22 protein-coding genes are annotated in these 21433 nt (G+C 74.0%); 12 read left to right on the top strand and 10 right to left on the bottom strand.

Going from position 1 to position 21433, the window contains the following annotated elements; translation table 11 throughout:
* The first annotated feature begins 30 nt into the window (after positions 1-30).
* Both sucC and sucD read left to right on the top strand, forming a co-directional pair.
* On the top strand, positions 31-1200 hold the full coding sequence (sucC, locus tag HDA33_RS07570) for an ADP-forming succinate--CoA ligase subunit beta (protein WP_184172252.1): 1170 nt from the start codon (positions 31-33) through the stop codon (positions 1198-1200).
* A 27-nt stretch (positions 1201-1227) separates the two neighbouring features.
* Positions 1228-2148, top strand: a complete 921-nt coding sequence (sucD, locus tag HDA33_RS07565; protein ID WP_158492672.1) for a succinate--CoA ligase subunit alpha — start codon at positions 1228-1230, stop codon at positions 2146-2148.
* Positions 2149-2263: 115 nt separating this feature from the next.
* On the opposite strand, the gene HDA33_RS07560 is transcribed toward sucD, so the two are convergent.
* Positions 2264-3394, bottom strand: coding sequence for a VIT1/CCC1 transporter family protein (locus tag HDA33_RS07560; RefSeq protein ID WP_184172250.1), 1131 nt, complete (start codon positions 3392-3394; stop codon positions 2264-2266).
* A gap of 105 nt (positions 3395-3499) precedes the next feature.
* Between HDA33_RS07560 and HDA33_RS07555 the strand changes: the two genes are divergently transcribed.
* Positions 3500-3919 carry a YidH family protein gene (locus HDA33_RS07555; RefSeq protein ID WP_184172248.1) on the top strand — a complete coding sequence of 140 codons (420 nt, stop codon included), beginning with the start codon at positions 3500-3502 and terminating at the stop codon, positions 3917-3919.
* A 4-nt stretch (positions 3920-3923) separates the two neighbouring features.
* A complete protein-coding gene (locus tag HDA33_RS07550; protein WP_158495142.1) occupies positions 3924-4247 on the top strand; it encodes a DUF202 domain-containing protein in 324 nt (107 codons plus the stop codon).
* Positions 4248-4322: 75 nt separating this feature from the next.
* On the opposite strand, the gene HDA33_RS07545 is transcribed toward HDA33_RS07550, so the two are convergent.
* Entirely contained in the window at positions 4323-5516 is a 1194-nt protein-coding gene (locus HDA33_RS07545) for an alcohol dehydrogenase catalytic domain-containing protein (protein WP_158492668.1), read from the bottom strand.
* Positions 5517-5713: 197 nt separating this feature from the next.
* Positions 5714-7222 carry a sodium:solute symporter family protein gene (locus HDA33_RS07540; RefSeq protein WP_184172246.1) on the bottom strand — a complete coding sequence of 503 codons (1509 nt, stop codon included), beginning with the start codon at positions 7220-7222 and terminating at the stop codon, positions 5714-5716.
* A gap of 183 nt (positions 7223-7405) precedes the next feature.
* Between HDA33_RS07540 and HDA33_RS07535 the strand changes: the two genes are divergently transcribed.
* The 3 genes from HDA33_RS07535 to HDA33_RS07525 all read left to right on the top strand — a co-directional run bounded on the left by HDA33_RS07535 (position 7406) and on the right by HDA33_RS07525 (position 10778).
* The gene (locus tag HDA33_RS07535) at positions 7406-7975 is read left to right on the top strand and encodes an XRE family transcriptional regulator (RefSeq protein ID WP_184172244.1); all 570 of its coding nucleotides are present in this window, start codon (positions 7406-7408) and stop codon (positions 7973-7975) included.
* A gap of 74 nt (positions 7976-8049) precedes the next feature.
* The gene (gene speB, locus HDA33_RS07530) at positions 8050-9066 is read left to right on the top strand and encodes an agmatinase (protein ID WP_184172242.1); all 1017 of its coding nucleotides are present in this window, start codon (positions 8050-8052) and stop codon (positions 9064-9066) included.
* Positions 9063-10778: a thiamine pyrophosphate-binding protein gene (locus HDA33_RS07525; RefSeq protein WP_184172240.1), complete on the top strand. Its 1716-nt coding sequence runs from the start codon at positions 9063-9065 to the stop codon at positions 10776-10778. The genes speB and HDA33_RS07525 overlap by 4 nt, the downstream gene beginning before the upstream one ends.
* A 22-nt stretch (positions 10779-10800) precedes the next feature.
* On the opposite strand, the gene HDA33_RS07520 is transcribed toward HDA33_RS07525, so the two are convergent.
* Together HDA33_RS07520 and HDA33_RS07515 are read right to left on the bottom strand one after the other, a co-directional pair.
* On the bottom strand, positions 10801-11325 hold the full coding sequence (locus HDA33_RS07520; protein ID WP_184172238.1) for a pyridoxamine 5'-phosphate oxidase family protein: 525 nt from the start codon (positions 11323-11325) through the stop codon (positions 10801-10803).
* Between the two features lie 67 nt (positions 11326-11392).
* The gene (locus HDA33_RS07515) at positions 11393-12304 is read right to left on the bottom strand and encodes an inositol monophosphatase family protein (protein WP_184172236.1); all 912 of its coding nucleotides are present in this window, start codon (positions 12302-12304) and stop codon (positions 11393-11395) included.
* A 158-nt stretch (positions 12305-12462) separates the two neighbouring features.
* Between HDA33_RS07515 and HDA33_RS07510 the strand changes: the two genes are divergently transcribed.
* The 3 genes from HDA33_RS07510 to HDA33_RS07500 are packed head-to-tail and all read left to right on the top strand — an operon-like array spanning position 12463 to position 14679.
* Complete coding sequence (locus HDA33_RS07510; protein ID WP_184172234.1) at positions 12463-12888, top strand: DUF6508 domain-containing protein; 426 nt, start codon at positions 12463-12465, stop codon at positions 12886-12888.
* Between the two features lie 28 nt (positions 12889-12916).
* A complete protein-coding gene (locus HDA33_RS07505) occupies positions 12917-14236 on the top strand; it encodes an App1 family protein (protein WP_221432978.1) in 1320 nt (439 codons plus the stop codon).
* Complete coding sequence (locus HDA33_RS07500; protein ID WP_184172232.1) at positions 14233-14679, top strand: acyl-CoA thioesterase; 447 nt, start codon at positions 14233-14235, stop codon at positions 14677-14679. The genes HDA33_RS07505 and HDA33_RS07500 overlap by 4 nt, the downstream gene beginning before the upstream one ends.
* Positions 14680-14733: 54 nt before the next feature.
* Here HDA33_RS07500 and HDA33_RS12735 read toward each other — a convergent pair whose 3' ends face one another.
* Both HDA33_RS12735 and HDA33_RS12730 read right to left on the bottom strand, forming a co-directional pair.
* Positions 14734-15099 (bottom strand): hypothetical protein, encoded by a 366-nt coding sequence (locus HDA33_RS12735; protein WP_246416910.1) that lies wholly within the window; start codon positions 15097-15099, stop codon positions 14734-14736.
* A gap of 123 nt (positions 15100-15222) precedes the next feature.
* A complete protein-coding gene (locus HDA33_RS12730) occupies positions 15223-15831 on the bottom strand; it encodes a hypothetical protein (RefSeq protein WP_246416909.1) in 609 nt (202 codons plus the stop codon).
* A 261-nt stretch (positions 15832-16092) separates the two neighbouring features.
* Here HDA33_RS12730 and HDA33_RS07490 point away from each other — a divergent pair, with 261 nt between their 5' ends.
* Entirely contained in the window at positions 16093-16509 is a 417-nt protein-coding gene (locus tag HDA33_RS07490; RefSeq protein WP_184172230.1) for a hypothetical protein, read from the top strand.
* Positions 16510-16598: 89 nt separating this feature from the next.
* Here the strand turns inward: HDA33_RS07490 and gdhA are convergent, their stop codons facing one another.
* Together gdhA and HDA33_RS07480 are read right to left on the bottom strand one after the other, a co-directional pair.
* Positions 16599-17939, bottom strand: a complete 1341-nt coding sequence (gene gdhA / locus HDA33_RS07485; protein WP_184172228.1) for an NADP-specific glutamate dehydrogenase — start codon at positions 17937-17939, stop codon at positions 16599-16601.
* A gap of 247 nt (positions 17940-18186) precedes the next feature.
* Positions 18187-19404: a glycosyltransferase gene (locus tag HDA33_RS07480; protein ID WP_184172226.1), complete on the bottom strand. Its 1218-nt coding sequence runs from the start codon at positions 19402-19404 to the stop codon at positions 18187-18189.
* Between the two features lie 130 nt (positions 19405-19534).
* On the opposite strand from HDA33_RS07480, the gene HDA33_RS07475 reads away from it, so the two are divergent.
* Complete coding sequence (locus HDA33_RS07475) at positions 19535-20881, top strand: cell division protein PerM (protein WP_184172225.1); 1347 nt, start codon at positions 19535-19537, stop codon at positions 20879-20881.
* A 98-nt stretch (positions 20882-20979) separates the two neighbouring features.
* On the opposite strand, the gene HDA33_RS07465 is transcribed toward HDA33_RS07475, so the two are convergent.
* Positions 20980-21420, bottom strand: a complete 441-nt coding sequence (locus tag HDA33_RS07465) for a hypothetical protein (RefSeq protein ID WP_017488577.1) — start codon at positions 21418-21420, stop codon at positions 20980-20982.
* Positions 21421-21433: the final 13 nt, after the last annotated feature.

Here is a 21433-nt window from a genome sequence, read left to right as displayed (position 1 = left end):
CCTGTCTTCGACGTAGAAGGACTCACCACCGTGGACCTGTATGAGTACCAGGCGCGCGATCTGTTCGAGGCGCACGGCGTTCCCGTGCTGGCCGGCATCGTTGCGCAGACCCCGGAAGAGGCCAAGGCGGCCGCTGAGAAGATCGGCGGCGTGACCGTCGTCAAGGCGCAGGTGAAGGTCGGCGGCCGCGGCAAGGCCGGCGGCGTCAAGGTCGCCAAGACCGCCGACGAGGCGTACGAGCATGCCAAGGCCATCCTGGGGATGGACATCAAGGGCCACACCGTGCACCAGGTCATGATCGCCCAGGGCGCCGACATCGCCGAGGAGTACTACTTCTCCGTGCTGCTGGACCGCGCCAACCGCACCTACCTGGCCATGTGCTCGGTCGAGGGCGGCATGGAGATCGAGCAGCTCGCCGAGGAACGCCCCGAGGCCCTCGCCAAGGTGCCCGTCTCCGCGCTGACCGGCATCGACGCCGAGACCGCCCAGAAGATCGTCGCCGAGGCGGGCTTCCCCGAGGAGCTGCGCGCCGACGTCGCCGACGTCATCCAGAAGCTCTGGGTCGTCTTCGAGAAGGAGGACGCCACCCTCGTCGAGGTGAACCCGCTGGTGAAGACCGGCGACGGCAAGATCCTCGCCCTGGACGGCAAGGTCTCCCTCGACGAGAACGCGGAGTTCCGCCAGGAGGGCCACGCCGCCCTCGTCGACGAGCGCACCGAGGACCCGCTGGAGGCCAAGGCCAAGGCCAACGACCTCAACTACGTCAAGCTGGACGGCCAGGTCGGCGTGATCGGCAACGGCGCAGGCCTCGTGATGTCCACCCTCGACGTCGTCGCGTACGCCGGCGAGCAGCACGGCGGCGTGAAGCCCGCCAACTTCCTGGACATCGGCGGCGGCGCCAATGCCGAGGTCATGGCCAACGGCCTCGACGTCATCCTGGGCGACGAGCAGGTCAAGTCCGTGTTCGTGAACGTCTTCGGCGGCATCACCGCGTGCGACGCCGTCGCCAACGGCATCGTCAAGGCCCTCGAGATCCTGGGCGACGCCGCCACCAAGCCGCTGGTCGTGCGCCTGGACGGCAACGCCGTGGAGGAGGGCCGCCGCATCCTGCAGGAGGCGAACCACCCGCTCGTCACCCTGGCCGCCACCATGGACGAGGGCGCCGACAAGGCCGCCGAGCTCGCCCACTCCGCGAACTGACCGTTCGGAAAGACTGAGGAAACAGCTATGTCGATCTACCTGAACAAGGACTCCAAGGTCATCGTCCAGGGCATCACCGGCGGCGAGGGCACCAAGCACACCCGCCTGATGCTCAAGGCCGGCACGAACATCGTGGGCGGCGTCAACGCCCGCAAGGCCGGCACCACCGTGTCCCACGAGGACAAGGACGGCAACGCCGTCGAGCTGCCGGTCTTCGGCTCCGTCACGGAGGCCATGGAGAAGACCGGCGCGGACGTGTCCGTCGCCTTCGTGCCGCCGGCCTTCGCCAAGGACGCCGCGATCGAGGCCATCGAGGCCGAGATCCCGCTGCTCGTGGTCATCACCGAGGGCATCCCGGTGCAGGACTCCGCGAAGTTCTTCGCCCTGTCCCAGTCGAAGACCGGCGAGGACGGCAAGCCGAAGACCCGCATCATCGGCCCGAACTGCCCCGGCATCATCACCCCGGGCGAGGCCCTGGCCGGCATCACCCCGGCCACGATCACCGGCTCCGGCCCGATCGGCCTCGTGTCCAAGTCGGGCACCCTGACCTACCAGATGATGTACGAGCTGAAGGACTTCGGCTTCTCCACCGCCATCGGCATCGGCGGCGACCCGGTCATCGGCACCACCCACATCGACGCCCTCGAGGCGTTCGAGGCCGACCCGGACACCCAGGCCATCGTGATGATCGGTGAGATCGGCGGCGACGCCGAGGAGCGTGCGGCCGAGTTCATCAAGGCCAACGTCACCAAGCCGGTCGTCGGCTACGTGGCCGGCTTCACCGCCCCGGAGGGCAAGACCATGGGCCACGCCGGCGCCATCGTCTCCGGCTCCGCCGGCACCGCGCAGGCCAAGAAGGAGGCCCTCGAGGCCGCGGGCGTGAAGGTCGGCAAGACCCCGTCCGAGACCGCCGAGCTCATGCGCGAGATCATGAAGGGCCTGGCCTGATCCAGCGGTGCGGGGCGCCGAAGCCGGCGCCCCGCACCGGCAGGCCGATGCACCACGGCCCCTGTCCCTCGTCCTGAGGGGCAGGGGCCGTGTGCTGTCCGGGGAGGAGCGTCGGTCAGCCCAGGTTCGCGCCGAAGAGCAGGCCGAGCACGTACGTCACGGCAGCGGCGCCGTAGCCGATCGCGAGCTGGCGCAGGCCCCGAGCCAGCGGTGAGGAGCCGGACAGCAGCCCGACCACACCGCCGGTGAAGAGCAGGGCCACGCCCACCATCGCCGCTGCCAGGCCCAGGGCCCACAGCCCGGACATGCCGAAGATGTACGGCAGGATCGGGATGAGCGCGCCGGAGGCGAAGAACGCGAAGCTGGACAGGGATGCGCTCCACGCCGAGCCGATCTCCGCGAAGGAACCCGAGTGGTCCACCGGCCCCTGGGAGCCGTCGGGACGGGCGGAGAACTGTGGGTTGCAGTCGCACGTGAGATAGCCGAGGCGCTCGAGCGCACGGTGCTCGGCGTCCTCGGGCGTCATGCCGCGGGCCAGGTAGACGAGCTTGAGCTCGTTGTGGTCCAGGTCCAGGTGCTGGGCCGCCTCGAGGGTGACCTGGGTGGGGGAGGAGGCCTCCAGCAGCTCCCGCTGGGACCGCACCGAGACGTACTCGCCGGCCGCCATGGACAGTGCGCCCGCCAGCAGCCCGGCCACGCCGGTGAACAGCACCACGGACGACGCCACGCCCGTCGCGCCGATGCCCATCACGAGCGCCAGGTTGGAGACCAGCCCGTCGTTCATGCCGAAGACGGCGGCGCGGAAGTTGCCGGCCAGCTGCTCGCGGCCCCGGGCGGCCAGGCCGCGCACGACCTCCTCGTGGATGGCCTCATCCGCCACCATGCCCTCGGGGGCGTCCTGGTCCTTCGCGTAGGGGGTGTCCGACTCGGCGCGCTGGGCCAGGGCCAGCACGAACACGGAGCCGAAGATCCGCGCGAGCCAGCGCAGCAGGATGCGGTGGACGGAGGGGCGCGGCGGGTTCTCGGCGTGCTCGCCCAGGAGGGCCCGCCAGTGCTGCTCGTGCCGGCGCTCGGCCTCGGCGAGGCCCAGAAGGATGTCGCGCTCCACGCCGTCCTTGCGGGCGGCGATGTCGCGGTAGATCTGGCCCTCGGCGATCTCGTCGGCGAGGTAGCGGCGCCAGCGTCGGGCCTGTTCACGAGTGGGTTCGGGGAGTGCCGCGGGGGTGGCGGCATGGGCGGGACTCATGGGGCTCCATCGGACGGGCGGGATGGGGATGGGGCGCCGCCGTCGCGGGCCGCGGCGGCTGGGCGTGCTCGACCGTCCAGTCTACGCCGCCGCTACCATGGCCGCATGGACGCAGCGGAGACCCACGAAGGCCCCGAGGCCACCGCGTACGACGGCGGCCGGCCGGCCTGGCAGCACCGCCTCCTGGCGGGTGGGGACGAACCGGACCCCCGGTTCACGCTCGCCAACGAGCGGACGTTCCTGGCCTGGGTCCGGACGGCGCTGGCGCTGCTGGCCGGCGGGGTCGCGGTGGAGGCGTTCACCGGCGCCCTCTTCGCGCCACCGGTTCGGGTGGCGCTGAGCACGGTGCTGCTCGTCCTGGCGGCGCTGCTCGCCGTGGGCGCGGGTGCACGATGGCTCCGGGTGGAGCGCGCGATGCGCCGCGGCCGTCCGCTGCCGCTGCCACTGATCGTCCCGGTCCTGGCGGGGGGTGTCGTCCTCGCCGTCGTGGTGCTGATGCTCGCCGTCGTCCTGCCGCGGGGCTGAGGCGATGCGCCTGCACCACGACCCCGGGCTGCAGCCCGAGCGCACCGTGATGAGCTGGGGCCGCACCGTCCTGGCGCTGGGCGTCCTCAGCCTCATGTTCCTGAGGTGGTGGCCGGCCGTCGGCGCGTGGGCCTTCGGGCCTGCGGTGGTGGCGGCCGTCGGCGGGGCAGCGGTGCTGGCCACCCAGCGCCGGCGCTACGTGGCGCAGTCGCGCGGGATCGCCGGGGAGTGGGCCCGGCCGGCCCTGGCGTCGGTGGCCGGCATGGTCGCGCTGGTGGTGGGCTTGGCGGCCCTCGGGATCACCGCCACGCTGCTGCACGCGGCTTGATCCGCGGACGACGACGGCGCCCCTCACCTGCGCGGGCAGGTGAGGGGCGCCGTCGTGCCGCCGGGGGCGGACCGCTCAGCGGGCGATCATGCCGTGGGGGTCGATGATGAACTTGTCCACAGAGCCCTGGTCGAACTCCGCGTAGGCCTGGGGTGCCTCGTCCAGGCTGATCACGCGCGGGTTGACCATCTCCGTCAGGTACGGCATCCGGTCCCACAGGATCGACATCATCAGCTGGCGGTTGTAGCGCATGATGGGCGCCTGTCCGCCGATGATGTGGGGCGACTTGATCCAGGCCTTGCCGAAGTCCACCGGGAAGGTGCCCTCCTGCTCGGCCTTCGTCTCCGCGATCGGGTCCGGCCCGTAGATGCCGATGATGCCCGTGGCACCGCCCGGACGGGTGATGTCCAGGACCTGGTTCACGGCGGCGATCGGCTGCATCTCGTCGGACTCGGAGCCCAGGCCGTGGGCCTCGGAGCCGACGTAGTCCACCGCGCAGTCCACCATCGGCTCGCCGAGGATGTCGTTCACGGCGTCCTGCAGGTTCTCCGTGACGGAGAGGTCGATGGTCTCGCAGCCGTGCTTGCGCACCAGCTCCAGACGCGAGGCGTCCTGGTCGCCCACGATGATGCACGAGGCGCCCAGCAGTCGAGCGGCGGCCGCGGCGCACCGGCCCACGGGGCCGGCGCCGGCGATGTAGACGGTGGAGCCGGGCTTGGCGCCGGCCGCCATGAGACCGTGGAACGCCGTGGGGAGGATGTCGGAGAGCACGGCCAGATCCAGGATCTTCTCCATCGCCTGCTCCTGGTCCGGGAAACGCAGCAGCTGGAAGTCGGCGTACGGCACGAACAGGTACTCGGCCTGTCCGCCCTGGAAGTTGCCCAGATTGAAGCCGTAGGCGGCGCACGCCTGCTCCGGGTTGGCGGTCTCACACACCTCGGTACGGCCGGCGCGGCAGTTGCGGCAGCGGCCGCAGGCCACGTTGAACGGCACGGAGACGAGGTCGCCCTCCTTGAGGAACTGGACGTCGCTGCCGACCTCCAGCACCTGACCGGTCATCTCGTGACCCAGCACCATGCCCTCGGGCACGGGGAAGGAGCCGCGGTAGATGTGCAGGTCGCTGCCGCAGATGTTGGTCGCGACGATCTTGAGGATGACGCCGTGCGGGGCGGCGGAGCCGTCAGGCATCTCCAGCTTGGGGAAGTCCAGCTCGTCGACGCGCACGTCCTTGATGCCGTGGAATGCCACGGCGCGGTTCTTGGTGGTCATGAAACTGTTCCCTTTCTGTCTCCAGCGAGGACCGGGTGAGGCGGAAGCCGGAACGGCCCCGCGGGGACACCCCCGTCCTGCGCTGGTCGGCAACACTAGGGGCCGGGAGGAGCCAGAGGAAGGATCGCCCGCCACCGCACCACCTGGCCTCGGCCATCGTGCGGGCGTCGGAGGACCGCAGGCCCCGGAATTCCTGGTCAGAGACGCTCTCGGGCCGCGGCGTCGACGCCGTGGCGGGAGCGCACCCGCCAGGCCTCGAGGACCGCGGGGTCGGTGGGCCGGGTCACCAGGCTGAGGAGGACGTACACGACGGCGGAGGCGGCCAAGCCGACGTAGATCGGCTCGTTCGCGAAGACGCCCTCGAAGGGCTCGGCCGCGTTCATCTCGAGCCAGCCCATGGTGCCGAGGGTGCCCACCGTCCCGACCACCATGGACCACAGGGCCGCCGTGCCGGTGCCGCGCTTCCACACGAGGCCGCCGACGATCGCGACGAACAGGCCGCCCACGAGGATGTCGTACGCGATGGTCAGGGCCGCCACCACGTCCGGGACGACGATCGCCAGCCCCAGCACGACGGCGCCGAGCAGCAGCACCCATCCGCGGTTCGAGGCGAGCTCCGCCGCGGTCTCCGGGGCCTCGTCCTCGGTGGTGGCGCCGTCCTCGGAGGCGGCGGCCTCGCCGCGGAGGATCGGGAGGATGTCGGTGCGCATCACGGTCGAGGCCGCGATGATCGCCCCCGAGGCGGTGGACATCATGGCCGCGACGGCGGCCGCCAGGGCCACGCCGCCGACGCCGACGGGCAGCAGGTTCTGGGCGACCCACGCGAACACGTCGTCCTTGGCGGCGATGTCCGCGGTGACGGTGCGGGCAGCCATGCCGATCACAGCGCCCGCGACGCCGTACACGATGCAGTACAGACCCGCGGTGGCGCCGCCGATCTGCGCCACGCGCGGGGAGCGGGCCGTGAACACACGCTGCCAGACGTCCTGGCCGATCAGCAGGCCGAGGGTGTAGACCACGAAATAGGTGACGATCGACTGCACGCCGATCCCGTCCCAGCTGAAGAACTCGGTGCCCAGGCGTTCCTGCATGGCACCCCAGCCGCCGGCGTTGGCCAGGGAGATGGGGAGCATGAGGGCGAACAGGCCGACGGTCATGATGAGGAACTGGGCCATGTCCGCCAGGGTGATGGACCACATGCCGCCGAGCACGGAGTAGGCCAGCACGATGCCGCCGCCCACCAGGACGGACAGCCAGCGGTCCCAGCCGAAGAGCACCACGAAGATCGACGCGTAGGCGCCGGTGGAGGTGGCGGCGAGCATGAGCGTGTAGGCGAGCATCACGAAGGAGGAGGCGTGGGAGGCCCCGCCGCGGCCGTACCGCAGGCGCAGCATCTGCGAGACGGTGTAGATCTTCAGGCGGGCGAGGATCGGGGCGAACGCCACCGACAGGATGAGCACGCCGACGCCGATGGCGGCCACGAGCCACGCGCCGGAGAGCCCGAACTCGTACCCCAGGCCGACGCCGCCCACGGTGGAGGCGCCGCCGAGCACGACGGCGGCCATGGTGCCGGTGAACAGCACCGGCCCGAGGCGACGGCCCGCCACGAGGTAGTCCTCCGAGCTGGCGGCGCGGGTCTTGCCCCACCAGCCGAAGGCGAGCATGCCGACCAGGTAGACGGCGACGATGGTCAGGTTGAGGGTCACGGGTGGTCCTTGGGGCGAGGAGATCCAGGGCGCCGGGGATGCGGAGGCGCTGTGGGTGGGCGGGGCGCGGCCGGCGTGTTGCCGATCACACGATCGGGGTCTACGGTAAACACCTGTTGCATCCCAGGCAACATGTCGTCCAGGGTGACACCGCGACGTCGCCGGACGCGAGGAAGGAACGCGATGAAGGCCCTCCCGCTCGAGACCGCGCCGGGCCAGGCGCTGATCGGCCGCCGGTTGCGCGCGCTGCGCGAGGCGCGGCGGCTCACCGTGGCCCAGCTGGCCGAGGCGGCCGGCGTCAGCAAGGGCTTCCTCTCCCGCCTCGAGCGGGACCTGACGAGCCCGTCCGTGAGCACGCTCGTCACCCTGTGCCAGGTGCTCGGCGCGAGCCCGGGCGACGTCCTGGACGCGCCCGAGGTGACGGTCGTGCGCCTCGCCGACGCCCCCGCGATCAGCCTCGGCGGCGAGGGCATCCGCGAGCGCCTCATCACCCCGCGCGGTCGTCGCGACCTGCAGATCCTGCGCGCGGACATCGCGCCGCACGGCCGCGGGGAGGCGGAGCTGTACACCGTGGACTGCCGCATGGAGGCGGTGCACGTGGTCACCGGCCGCCTCGAGCTGCGGACCACCGAGGCCGTGCACCTGTTGGAGGAGGGGGACACCGTCACCCTTCCCGGCCGCGAGCCTCACTCGTGGGCCAATCCGGACGACCGCCCCGCCGTCGTGCTGTGGACCCTCGTGGGCCACGCCTGAACCCGTCCGGCGCGGCCGCACCTGACAGGCCGCACCGACCAGACCGAACCGAACCACCCAGAGAGGTCATCCAGATGCTCGAGATCCCCCGCGTCGAGGACAACGGCCGCCTCGGCCCCGTGAACTCCGCCCTCGTGCCCCGCTACGGCGGCGCCCCCACCTACGCGCTGCTGCCGCGCCTGGACGAGGCGGCCGCGGCCGGCGTCGCCCCGGAGATCAAGGTGGTCGGCGTGCCGTTCGACGCCGGCGTCTCCTACCGCCCCGGTGCACGCTTCGGGTCCGGCCACGTGCGGCAGTCCTCGCGGCTGCTGCGCCCGTACAACCCCGCCACGGACACCTCGCCCTTCGCGCAGGCCCAGGTGGTGGACGCCGGGGACATGGCGGTGAACCCGTTCAACATCGGCGAGGCCATCGAGGCGATCCAGCAGGACGCGATGGACCTGACCGAGGACGGCGCCTCGCTCATGACCATCGGCGGCGACCACACCATCGCGCTGCCGCTGCTGCGGGCCGCGTCGGCCCGCGCCGGCGAGCCCGTGGCCCTGCTGCACTTCGACGCCCACCTGGACACGTGGGACACCTACTTCGGCGCCGAGTACACCCACGGCACGCCGTTCCGCCGCGCCGTGGAGGAGGGGATCCTGGACACCGAGGCCATCTCGCATGTGGGCACCCGCGGCCCGCTCTACGGCAAGAAGGACCTCGACGACGACCACCGCATGGGCTTCGGCATCGTCACCTCCTCGGACGTGTTCCGCAAGGGTGTGGACGAGATCGTGGACCAGCTGCGCCAGCGCATCGGGGGTCGGCCGCTCTACATCTCCGTGGACATCGACGTCCTCGACCCGGCACACGCGCCGGGCACCGGCACCCCCGAGGCCGGCGGCATCACGAGCCGCGAGCTGCTCGAGATCCTGCGCGGGCTGCGCGGCCTGGACATCGTGGGTGCCGACCTGGTGGAGGTCGCCCCGGCCTACGACCACGCCGAGCTGACCGGCGTCGCCGCGTCCCACGTGGCCTACGACCTGATCACCCTGATGGCCGACCGCCGCGCCTCCCGCGCAGCTGCCGGAGAGGAGCAGGGCCGATGAGCGCGGAGCAGGCGACGACGGCGGCCCCGCGGCGCAACGGCGGCGACCTGGCCGTGGAGACGCTCCACGCCCTGGGCGCGCGGACGGTCTTCGGCATCCCGGGCCAGCACGCCCTGGGTCTCTTCGATGCACTGTCCCGCTCCCCGCTGGAGTTCGTCTCGAACCGCGTGGAGAACAACGCCGCCTTCGCCGCGGACGGGTACGCCCGCGGCACCGGCGAGGTGGGCGTCCTCTTCCTGTCCACCGGCCCCGGCGCGCTCACCTCGCTCGCCGGCCTGCAGGAGGCCTACGCCACCGGCGTGCCCCTGGTCGTGGTGGCCTCCCAGATCCCGCTCTCCGGGCTCGGCGCCCGCCGCAAGGGCATGCTCCACCAGCTGGACGACCAGAAGGCCTCCGCCCGCAACGTCACCAAGGCCCAGTTCACGGTGCACCACGCCTCGGGCATCCCCTCGGCCATCCAGGACGCCTGGGCGGAGGCCGTCACCGTGCCGCAGGGCCCGGTGTGGGTCGAGATCCCGCAGGACGTGCTGCTCGGCGAGGTCTTGGTGCCCCCGGTCGAGGACGCCCTCGCCGTGCCCTACGACCACCCGCCGCGCGCCGAGCTCGTGGACGAGTCCGTGCGCTGGCTGCGCGACGCCCAGCGGGTGGCGATCGTGGCCGGCGGCGGCGTGCGCCGCTCCGGCCGCGCCGCGATGGAGAGCCTGCGGGAGGTCGCGGAGCTGCTGCAGGCGCCCGTGGTCTGCTCGCCGGGCGGCAACACCGCCTTCCCGTGGGAGCACCCGCTCAGCCTCGGCGGCTGGGTGGAGGACCGCCTCGTCACGGACCTGCTCGAGGACGCGGAGGTGCTGCTGGTGGTGGGCTCCTCGCTCGGCGAGGTCACCTCGAACTACTTCACGCTCGAGCCGCGCGGCCGCCTCATCCAGGTGGACGCGGAGCCGCGCGTGCTGGAGACCAACCACCCCACACTCGGCGTGCGCGCCGACGCCGGCCAGGCGCTCGAGGCCCTCGCCGCGGCCCTGCGGGAGTCCGGCCCGGTGGCCGAGGACGCGCCCGTCTGGCACGGCCGCACCCCGGCCGAGGTGGTCGCCGAGACGATGGGGCGGGTCGCCGCCCGCCTCGACGCCCAGGACCTCGGCGTGGAGCGCCGGTTCATGGCGGACATCCGCGCCGCCGTCCCGTCGACCATGCAGACGTACTGGGACATGACCATCGCCGCCTACTGGGCGTGGAACTGCTGGGACGCGCAGGACGGCGAGTTCCACTCGGCGCAGGGCGCCGGTGGTCTCGGCTACGGGTTCCCGGCCGCGTTCGGCGGCGCGGTGGGCCTGGCCCACCAGGGCCGCACCGGGATCGACGGGCGCGTGCTCGCCGTGGCCGGCGACGGCTCGGCCATGTACTCGATCGCCGAGCTCGCGGCGGCCCGCCAGCACGACGCGGCGGTGACGTGGCTGATCATCGACGACGGCGGGTACGGCATCCTGCGCGAGTACATGGAGGGCGCGTTCGGCAAGGCCACGGCCACCGAGCTCGACCGGCCGGACTTCCAGGCCCTCGCCGCCTCCTTCGGCGTGCCCGCCGAGACGGTGGGAGTGGAGGACGTGCGCGGCGCGCTCGAGCGCGCGTTCCAGGCGGACGGGCCGAACGTCGTCGTGGTCCAGACCCGCCTGGCCATGTGGGCGCCGAGCCACCTGGGGGAGGCCCCGGAGGTCTGAGGCGGCCCGGCCCCGCGCGGCGTCAGTCGGTCTGGGACTCGTTGCGCTCCGGGTGGGTGCCGAACACGAAGTGGCGGCCGGACACGCGCTGGACGTCCACGCGGACGTAGAAGTCCTTCAGCGTCGGCACCCACGGCTCGATGCCGAGGGACTCGGCCTCCGCGATCTCCGCCTCCGTGTCCAGGCGGCGCGCGGTGCCATGCACGAGCACGGACCAGGCCTGGTCGGCCAGGATCCCGTCGGCCTGCACCACGACGCGCGGGTTCACCGTGAGCTCGGCGAGCTTCGAGCCGGGCGCGGTGCGGAAGTAGATGGCGCCGTCGTGGGCCCGCACGTTCACCGGCACGATGTCCGGCCGCCCGTCCACGGCCAGCCCGAGGCGCGCGTGGCGCACGCGGCGCAGCAGTCGCCAGACCTGGTCCTCGTCCAGCACCAGGACGGCCTCACCGTCCGGGTGCTCGAACATCAGGTGGTCCCCGGGCTCCGCGACGGGGTCGGGGCGCTGCATCGACGGGGCGTCGGCGGTGTCGTGGTGCTGCGGGGTCATCGGGGCCTCCTGGCGTGCCGGGACGGGCGCCGTCGGGCGCGGCGCTGAGATCGGGCTCACACCCACTCTAGACATGGTCGGCCGCCCGCGAGGCGACGATGTCGCCCAGCACCGCCGCCGTCGTCGGCACCTCGCGGCCCGGGGCGACGGCGAGCGCGAACGGGCACGTGTGGGCGCGCGGGCCGTCGTCGACGAGCCGACCCGACGACGGCGCGGCCGGGTCCGGCGTGAGCCACCTGCCCCCAGCGCGGCGCAGGATCAGCTGCCCCGCCGCGACGTCCCACGGCTTGGTGTCCACGTACAGCGCGGCGTCGGCCCAGCCCGCCGCCGCGTAGGCCAGCTCGAGGGCGCCGGAGACCGTCCGCCGCACGGTCGCGTGGGCGCTGACGAGCCGGCCGAAGCGGCGCAGCGCGTCCTCGCCCTCGAGGGCCAGCGCCTCGCCCGCAGGGTAGGAGGTCACCAGGTTCTGGGCGCGCTCGCCCCCGGCCGGGGCCGGCCGAGCGACGTCGGCGAGCGGCCGCTCGGCCACGCCCGGCCGGGCGAGCCACGCGCCGTCGTCGTCCGCGGAGAAGGCGAGCCCGGACACCGGGTCCAGCACGACGCCGGCCACCACCTCCCCGTCCACGGCGGCGGCGACGGACACGGAGAACATCGCGAAGCCGTGCGCGAAGTTCGAGGTCCCGTCGACGGGGTCCACGATCCACGTCAGCCGAGCGGCCTCGCCCGCGCCGTCGCGGGCGCCGAGCTCCTCGCCGAGGACGGCGGAGCCGGGGACCGCCGTCGTGAGCGCCGCGACGAGCCGGGCCTCCGTGCGCCGGTCGTGGACCGTCACCAGGTCGTGGTGCGTGCTCTTGGCCTCCGGCCCCGGACCGGCCGCGGACGGGCTGCGGAAGGCGGCGGCGAGGTCCGCGGACACCGCGCCGGCGGCGTCGAGGGCGATGCGGCGCAGGGCCGCGGGGGAGGGGACGGGCGCGCTCATGCCCCGAGCCTAGGCCGGTCCGCTGCCGGTCCGGGGCCGGGCCACCCCAGGGCGGGGCTGCCCCCGGTCCGGGCCGCCGGCCCGGGCGTCCCCGACCCGCGCGGGGGAGAATGGGGCCGACCCCGAGCCACGACCCCCGAGCGACGAGGAGACTCCCCGTGACCGAGCACCCCCTCCCGAGCCCCGGCGAGGACGAGATCACCCTCACCGGCCCCCAGGCGCCCACCCCGCAGCGCGTGGCCGCCGTCCGGGCCCTGCGCACCCTCCTCGCGGAGGGCTACGCCACCGCCGAGGCGCCCGTCGCGGTGACGGGCGCCGGCTGGCCCGACTACGACGCGCGCGTGCTGCCCGGCCTCGCCGCCGCCCAGGAGCTGGCCGGCGTCGACGTCGACTACCTGCGCCACGTGGACCGCGTCAGCGACGCCGGGATCGCCGCCGCCTCCCTCGCCGACCTCGGCACCCTGTTCACCTACGTGCTGCGCGGCGAGCGGTTCTCCGAGGGGCACATCGGCGCCGCCCTCGCCAACGGCAAGGTGGGCCGCATGCTGGACCGCCTTGCCGAGCTGGTCCCGCAGGTCCGCTGACGGCGGGGCGTGCGGGATACTGGGGGTCATGTCCGCAGCATCCGACGCCGCCCCCGTCTTCCCGCGCCGCACGCGCCTGGCCGCCCCGGGGGACCCCACCCCCGTGGAGAACGTCGCCACGCACCTGCAGGAGGGGTGGAACCGGTGGCACCGCTCCCGCGCTCTGCGCGCCGGCCACGTGCCCACCATCATGGCGTTCACCGGCTACGGCAGCACCAGCTGGGTGCGGATCCTCTCCCGCGTGGTGATCGCCCCGGACGAGGAGTTCCTCAACGGCCGCCGCATCTCCAAGATGGTCGCGGACGGGGTGCGCGGCTGGCGCAACTTCGTGGCCCCGCCCATGGCCTACGCCGAGGTCGAGGTCGAGGTGGGCGGCACCCGCACCACGGTCCGCACGGACCGCATGGGCGTGGTGGACGCCGTCCTGGACGTGGAGATGGAGCCCGGCTGGCGGACCGCCACCCTGCACGTGGGCGACGACGAGCACGTCACCATGGACCTCTACATCTGCCATCCCGACGCGCGCATCGGCCTCGTCTCGGACATCGACGACACCGTGGTGGTCACCTCCCTGCCGCGCCCCCTGCTGGCGGCCTGGAACTCCTTCGTGATCGACGAGCACGCCCGCACGCCCACCCCGGGCATGGCGGTGCTGCTGCGCCGGGTCGCCGAGCTCGAGCCCAAGGCCCCCGTGCTCTACCTCTCCACCGGCGCGTGGAACGTGGCCCAGACCCTCACCCGCTTCCTCGGGCGCAACCTCTACCCGCTGGGCGCGCTGCTGCTGACCAGCTGGGGCCCCACCAAGGACCGCTGGTTCCGCTCCGGCCAGGAGCACAAGAAGACCCAGCTCGAGCGGCTCGCCGAGCAGTTCCCGGACATCAAGTGGATCCTCGTGGGCGACGACGGCCAGCACGACCCCGAGATCTACGCCGACTTCGCGCAGCGTCACCCGGACCGGGTCGCGGCGATCGTGATCCGCCAGCTCACCCCCTCCGAGGCGCTCCTCGCCGGCGGCCGCGCGGAGGACACCCGCCGGTCCACCCCGGGCATCCCGTGGTGCTACGGCCCGGACGGCGCCTCGCTGTCCAACCAGCTCGAGGACCTCGGCATCCTGCCCGTGGGCTTCGTGGACGTCCAGCCCGAGGGCTGGAAGGAGGACATCCTCGGCGACGACGAGGTGCTCTCCGCCGCCGAGCACGGCGCCGCCGCCCTGGGCGACGAGGCCGACGCCCCGGACACGGCCGCCGAGCCGCGCGTGCCGGCGGGCGAGGCGGCCGTGGGGGACGGCGCTGCGGACGAGGCGGAGGCGGACGAGGCGGAGGCGGCCGAGGCGGGCGGCTCCCGATGACCGGGCCCCGCGCCGTCGAGGTCCGCATCCCCCTGCGCTGGGCGGACATGGACGCGTACGGCCACATCAACAACATCGCCGTGGTGCAGCTGCTCGAGGAGGCCCGCGTGGCGGCCTTCGGCGTGCCCGCCAACACGGGCGCCGGCGGGGGAGAGGCCCCGCCGATCGACCTGCTGGAGGGCGTGGCCCCCGGCGTGCGCACGTTCATCTCCGAGCACACCGTGAAGTACCGCGCCCAGATGCCGTACCGGCCGGTGCCGCTGCGCGTCGTCGTGAGCGTGGAGGCCGTGAAGGCGGCCTCCGTGCACGTGGGCTACGCCCTGCACGACGGCGTGGACGACACCCTCTGCGCCACCGCCTCCTCCGTGATGGTGTTCGTGGACGGCGCGACCGGACGGCCCGTGCGGGTGACCCCCGAGCAGCGGGCGGCGCTGCAGGGCTGATCGGGGCCGCGCGGTCCCCTCCCGCACCCGAGGAACAACCGACGCCCAGCGACATCACCGCCGTTCTGCCCGACGGTGATGTCGCTGGGCGTCGGTCGGTTCGGGGCGAACCGTTCGCGGCACGCCCGCCGCGGTGAGGATCCGGGCCAGCCGCTCGGGCGCCCTGAGGTCCTCCCAGGTCCAGTGCGCGACTGCGCGCGTGACCAGCTGCAGGGCGACCTCCCGCTCCTTCTCCCTCCGGATGCTCGCGCGGCGGGCGGCGTCGTCCCCGCGGTGCAGGCCGAGATCGTACTTGCCGATCCCGTCGAACTCCCCGGCCACGCGCGCGTCCGCCCACCAGAAGTCGGTTCGGGCCACCTCCCGGCCCGTCGCGTCCCGGTGCTGCAGTGCCGTCGGCGCCGCGAACCCGAGCTCGTGCATCAGGGCGCGGCTGTAGGACTCCCCGGCGGACTCGGACCCGGCCGCCGCGAAGGACCAGGTGCGCTCGAGCCTCTCCCGCGCGGCCCGGGTCGGCAGGGCCTCCTCGGCGGCCTGCGCCCAGGACTACGCCTCCGGGTGGGTGGCGAGCAGGACGTCCAGGGGCGCGACGGCATCGCGGAACGGCGTCGCCGCGCCCAGCACCAGGAGCAGCGTGGCCGACGCGTCGGCCAGGCCCCAGCCGAGGCCGGTGCCGTCCGAGAGGCGGATCTCCACCGGTTCCGGCGCCGTGCTCGGCGCCTGCGGGAGGCCCCACCGGGGACGACGTCGCGGCGGGCGGGGGAGTCGACCACCCGTGGCGAGCAGTGCGGGAGAGAAAGGCCGGGACGTGAGCGGGGCGGCGCCGCGGTGCCCGGGCGAGGTGGCCCGCAGGTCGAGGGCGGGCAGCTCGAGGGCGACGGGCAGCCCCCGCAGTCGGGCGGCGGTCAGCCCGGTGAACACGGTGGCCGGCCGGGCGAGCGCCAGGGCGGCCGCGGACGCGGTCGACCGGTCCCACGGGCTCAGCGCCGTCCAGGTGGGCGCCGGCAGGTACACGCCCGCGGCGAGGCGGACGAGGTCGCCGCGGGTCCAGGCGCGCTCGAGTCGGCGTCGGGCGGCCAGGTCCTCCCGGCGGGCCGCGCACAGCAGCGGCCCGGTCCCGGGGCGGAGGTCGGCGACGTCGGCGAGCGCGGTCATGCCGCCAGTGTGCGGACCCGGTGGGCCGCCGTCGTCGTGGGGAACGGCGCCCGTGGTCGACGCGCCGGGAGAGCGCCCCTGTGCAGGAGCCGACGACGACCGCGCAGCGTCCCCGTCGTGCCCATGCGCTGCCCTCCTGGAAAGACCGACGCGCAGCGACATCACCGCCGGTCGGAACGGCGGTGATGTCGCTGCGCGTCGGTCGGGCGAACTCGGGCGGGGCCGCCCCGCCCGGTGTGAGGCCGGCGGTACTGTTCGGCCATGACGCCCGAATCGCCGTCCCCGTCCGGCCGCGCATCGCGGGACCGCATCCTCCTGATGGTGGCAAGCCTGAGCTGGGCGGCCGTGTTCCCGGGCGGGCTGCTCGCGCCCCTGCTGATCCCGCCGGACCGGCTGGCCGCCGACGCCGTCCCCTTCGTCCTGGCCCAGGGGGTGCTGACGGCGCTGCCGCTGCTGGGAGCGGTCGCGGCGCTGATGATCGGCTCGCGTCCGGACCGGCGAAGCGTCACGGGCCTGATCGTCGCGGCGCTGCTCGCCCAGGCCGTCGCCTCCGCCGGGCGGGTGATGTCCGGGGTGCCGCCGGACGGGATCGGGCTGGTGTGGATCCAGTGGGCGGGCGAGCTGGCGCTGCTGGCGTGCGGCGTCGTCGCCCTGCGCCGCGCCGCGCTGCCCTCCTGAAAGGACCGACGCGCAGCGACATCACCGCCGTTCGGAACGGCGGTGATGTCGCTGCGCGTCGGTCGAAGGGAGGGAGCCCCGGCGAGGGGTCAGACCACGCCCTGGGCGATCATCGCGTCGGCCACCTTGATGAAGCCGGCGATGTTCGCGCCCGCCACGTAGTTGCCGGGGGTGCCGTACTCCTCGGCGGTCTCGACGCAGCGGTCGTGGATGTCGCGCATGATCGCCTCGAGGCGGTCGTGCGTGTACTCGAAGTTCCACGAGTCGCGCGAGGCGTTCTGCTGCATCTCCAGTGCGGAGGTGGCCACGCCGCCGGCGTTGGCGGCCTTGCCCGGGCCGAAGAGCGTCTTCGCGTCCAGGAACAGGCGGGTGGCGGCCTCGGTGCAGGGCATGTTGGCGCCCTCGGCCACGGCCTTCACTCCGTTGCCCAGCAGGGTCTTGGCGGCGGACTCGTCCAGCTCGTTCTGGGTGGCGCACGGCAGGGCCACGGTGCCCTCGACGTCCCACACGGAGCCGCCGGCCACGTAGCGGGCGCGGCCGCCCTTGCGCTCGACGTACTCGGAGACGCGGGCGCGCTCGACCTCCTTGATCTGCTTGAGCAGGTCCAGGTCCAGGCCGTCCGGGTCCACGATGTAGCCGGCCGAGTCGGAGGCGGTGAGCACGGTGGCGCCCAGGGACGCGGCCTTCTCGGCGGCGTAGATGGCCACGTTGCCGGAGCCGGAGATCAGCACCTGCTGGCCGTCCATGGACTCGCCGCGGGTCTTGAGCATGGAGTCCGCGAACATGACGGCGCCGTAGCCGGTGGCCTCGGTGCGCACGAGCGAGCCGCCCCAGGTCAGGCCCTTGCCGGTGAGCACGCCGGCCTCGAAGCGGTTGGTCAGGCGCTTGTACTGGCCGAACATGTAGCCGATCTCACGGCCGCCCACGCCGATGTCGCCGGCCGGGACGTCCGTGTGCTCGCCGATGTGGCGGTGCAGCTCGGTCATGAATGACTGGCAGAAGCGCATGATCTCGCGGTCGGACTTGCCGGCCGGGTCGAAGTCGGAGCCGCCCTTGCCGCCGCCGATGGGCATGCCGGTCAGGGAGTTCTTGAAGATCTGCTCGAAGCCCAGGAACTTGATGATGCCCAGGTACACGGAGGGGTGGAAGCGCAGGCCGCCCTTGTAGGGGCCGAGGGCGGAGTTGAACTCCACGCGGAAGCCGCGGTTGACCTGGACCACGCCGTTGTCGTCGATCCACGGCACGCGGAAGATGATCTGGCGCTCCGGCTCGCAGAGGCGGTGCAGGACGCCGGCCTCGACGTACTGGGGGTGGCGCTCCATCACGGGGTCCAGGGCCTCGAACACCTCGGACACGGCCTGGTGGAACTCGGCCTCGCCGGGATTGCGCGCGAACACCTCGTCGCGCAGGGTCTCGAGGGCGTGGTTCATGATGTCCTCCTCGGACGTGGGGGTCGTGGTGCCCCGCGGTGCTCGCGCCGTCGCGTGTCGCCGTCGGAGGGCAGCCGCGATCGCAGGAGCGGCCACGGTGCCTGCCCGCCATCCTGGCAGGCCCCGGGCTGCATTACCACATTGATACGGGCGCCACGCCTCTCCGCCATGCCCCTCCGCCGCACGCAACGCCACGCCGCTCGCCCGCCACGCCGCACACACGTCCGGCGCCCGGCCCCGGCCGGCGTCAGCCGAAGACGCGCGCGGTCAGCTGGGAGGGCATGGCCAGCAGGCGGCGGGCCAGCTCCGTGCGGCGGCGGTCCTGCACGGCGACGGCCTTCTCGTAGTACCCCACCAGCTGCTCGCACAGCACCGGCCAGGTCCGGCCCTGCACGGACGCCCAGGCGGCCTCCGCGAAGGCGGACCGCTTGACGTCGTCGTGGGCCAGGTCCGCCACGTGACGGCGCAGCTCGTCGAGCTCGCCCGGCGGGTAGAGCCAGCCGGTGCGCGAGGGGTCCACGATGTCCAGGGGGCCGCCGCGGCCCACGGCGACGACGGGCACGCCCGAGGCCATGGCCTCCTGCAGGGTCTGGCCGAAGGTGTCCGACTCGCCGGGGTGCACGAACAGGTCCAGGCTGGCCACGTGCCGGGCGAGGTCCTCCCCGCCCTGGAAGCCGGCGAAGTGCGCGCCGGGCAGACGGCGCTCGAGCTGCTCGCGCAGCGGGCCCGAGCCGATGACCACCAGGCGGGTGCCCGGCAGGTCGGAGAGCACGCGCAGGTCCTCGACCTGCTTCTCGTGCGCGAGGCGCCCCACGAAGCCGATGAGCCGCTCCCCGTGGGGGGCGAGCTCGGCGCGCAGCGCGTCATCACGCTTGGCGGGGTGGAAGCGGCGCGTGTCCACGCCGCGCCCCCACAAGTGCACGCGGCGCACGCCGGCGGCGTGCAGCTGGCGCACGGTGAACGACGACGGCGCGAGCGTCAGCGTGGCCGTATTGTGCAGGCGGGCCACGTGGCCCCACAGGACGTCCTCGAGCCACGGGGCGCCGTAGCGGGCCGCGTAGCCGGGGACCTCCGTCTGGTAGACGGCCACGGAGGGGATGCCCAGCTCCTCGGCCGCCTGCACCGCGCGCCAGCCGAGCACGAAGGGGGAGGCGATGTGCACCACGTCCGGGCCGAACGCGGTGAGGATCCCGCGCAGCCGGCCCACGGTGCCGGCGGCCACGCGCACGGAGGAGTAGCCGGAGAGGGGCACGGAGGGCAGGGCGTGCACGGGGAAGCCCTCGACCTCGCGGGGGGCCTGGCCCTCGCCCGCCCGCTGCGTCCAGCCGGCGGACCACGAAGCGGCGGGGGCGATCACGATCGCCTCGTCGCCCCGCTCCCGCAGGTGACGCAGCACCTGGAGGATCGAGTGGGTGACCCCGTTCATGTGGGGCAGGAACGATTCGGCGACCACGGCAACACGCACGCTCCGGACGCTAGGCGGCCACGGCCACGCCCCGGGCACCGGTCGGCGACGCGGCGGTGGCCGGGGGGTGAACCTTCGGGGCCCGCGCCCCGTCCAGGGGGCACCCGGACTCGGGTGGCACCATGGACGGGTGAGCTCCCGCCCCGCCGCGCCCCGCCTGTTGCGCCCCGTCCCCCTGCCCCTGTGGCTGCAGGGGGTGGTCGAGGCGCTCGTGACCGCGCTGCTGAGCCTGCTGGCCGTGATGATCCCGACCCTGGCCGTGTGGGCCACCGGCGGGTTCCAGCGGCCCACGATCGAGGGCGCCCTCCAGGTGGGCGGCACCCTGTGGCTGGCGCTGCACGCGGTGCCCGTCACGGTGGCCACCCTCCTCCCGACGGCCGAGGGCCACGTGCTCTCGGGGACCGCGTGGCTGGTCCCGTGGGGCCTGACCCTGATCCCGCTCCTGCTCTCCTGGCGGGCCGGCCGCCGCCTGGCCCGCGCCTCCTACCGGGACCAGGCGTGGCAGGCGTTCGCGGGGGCCGTGGTCGGCTACGCGCTCGCGGGCCTGACGGTGGCCTTCCTGCCGGGCACCCCAGAGCTGCGCGTGAGCCCGTGGGCCGCCGCCCTGCTGCCGGCCCTGCTGTTCGGGATCGCGGCGCTCGCCGGCGCCCGGCGCGAGGCGGGCACGTGGGCGCACCTGATCGGCCTGGACCTGACGGAGCGGATCGCCCGCCGCTCCCAGTACGAGCGCTGGGCCGGGTCCTACGCGTGGTCCGTGGTCCGGGCCGCCGTCGTCGCCCTGCTGGTGCTGGCGGCGCTGAGCGCCCTGCTCGTGGCGGTGCGTCTGGCGGTGGAGTGGCCGGCGGTGGTCACCCTGGCCCAGGCGATCGACGCCGGCCCGTTCGGCGGCCTGCTGCTGGCGGTCCTGCAGATCGGCTGGCTGCCCACGCTCACGGGCTGGGCGATCGCGTGGACCGCGGGCCCGGGGTTCTCCGTGGGCTCGGACAGCCTCTACTCGGTGTTCGGGGCGACGCCGGCCGCCGCCCCCGCCCTGCCCGCGCTGGGGGCGCTGCCCGCCGCCTGGGCGCCGTGGCACCCCCTGTTCCTGGCCGTGCCGATCGCCGCCGGCGTGGCCGCCGGCGTGTGGCTGCTGCGCGAGGGGGAGAACCACCTGGACGACTGGCTGGACGCCCGCACCGGCCACCGCGCCGTGTCCCTCGCGCTGTCCACGCTGGCCCTGGCCGTGCTGACCGGGCTGCTCGCGGGCCTGCTGCTGCTGGTGCCGCTGGCCCTCACCTCGGGCACGCTCGGGGTCGGCACGCTGACGGACATCGGGGCGAACGTGTGGGCCGTGTGCGCGGCCGTGGCCGGGTGGGTCGCGCTGGGGTGCGCCGCCGGCTACCTCGTGGCGCTCGCGCTCGCGGGACGCCGCTTCATTCCGCCGGCCGAGGCCGCCGTGGCGGCGGAGCGCCCCCGGCCGCGCCGGTCCCGGGACTGAGCCGGACCGCCTCCGACGCCGGAGGCCAGGACGCCGGCAGTCCGGGCTCCGGCAGTCCGGGCTCCGGCAGTCCGGGCTCCGGCAGCCCGCACTCCGGTTCAGGGCCGCAGCTGCGGCACGCCCGTGCGCTCCTCCACGGCGCGGGTGAAGGCGTCCGCGCACGCCTGCTGCGCCCGGACGGTCAGGGCCGAGGAGGTGCACCGCTCCAGCTCGACCGTCGCGTCCCAGGCCAGCAGCGGCAGCGCCGCCGTCGTCGTGCCGAAGAGCGCCAGCGCCATGCCGCCGGCCGCGACCGCGCGGGGCAGCCCGGCGCGCCGCTCGCCACGGCTCGTGAGCCAGACGCGCACGCCCAGCACGAGGGCGACGAGCCCGAGGACCAGCGCCGCGAGCTTCCACGGCAGCACGAGGGAGAGGCTGAGCACCATGCCCAGCAGCGCCACGGACTGCCACAGCAGGATGCGGCCGGTGCGGGCGCGACCCGGGTCCGGGGCGTCGTCCTGCGGCGGGCGGGGCGGGGTCGAGGGGAGCGGTGCGGACACCCCCTCACCCTAC

Source organism: Micrococcus endophyticus, assembly GCF_014205115.1.
In the GTDB taxonomy this organism is placed as follows: Bacteria; Actinomycetota; Actinomycetes; order Actinomycetales; family Micrococcaceae; genus Micrococcus; species Micrococcus endophyticus.
The sequence above is the reverse complement of the archived record's forward strand: the minus strand, read 5'-3'. Positions and strand labels throughout refer to the sequence as shown.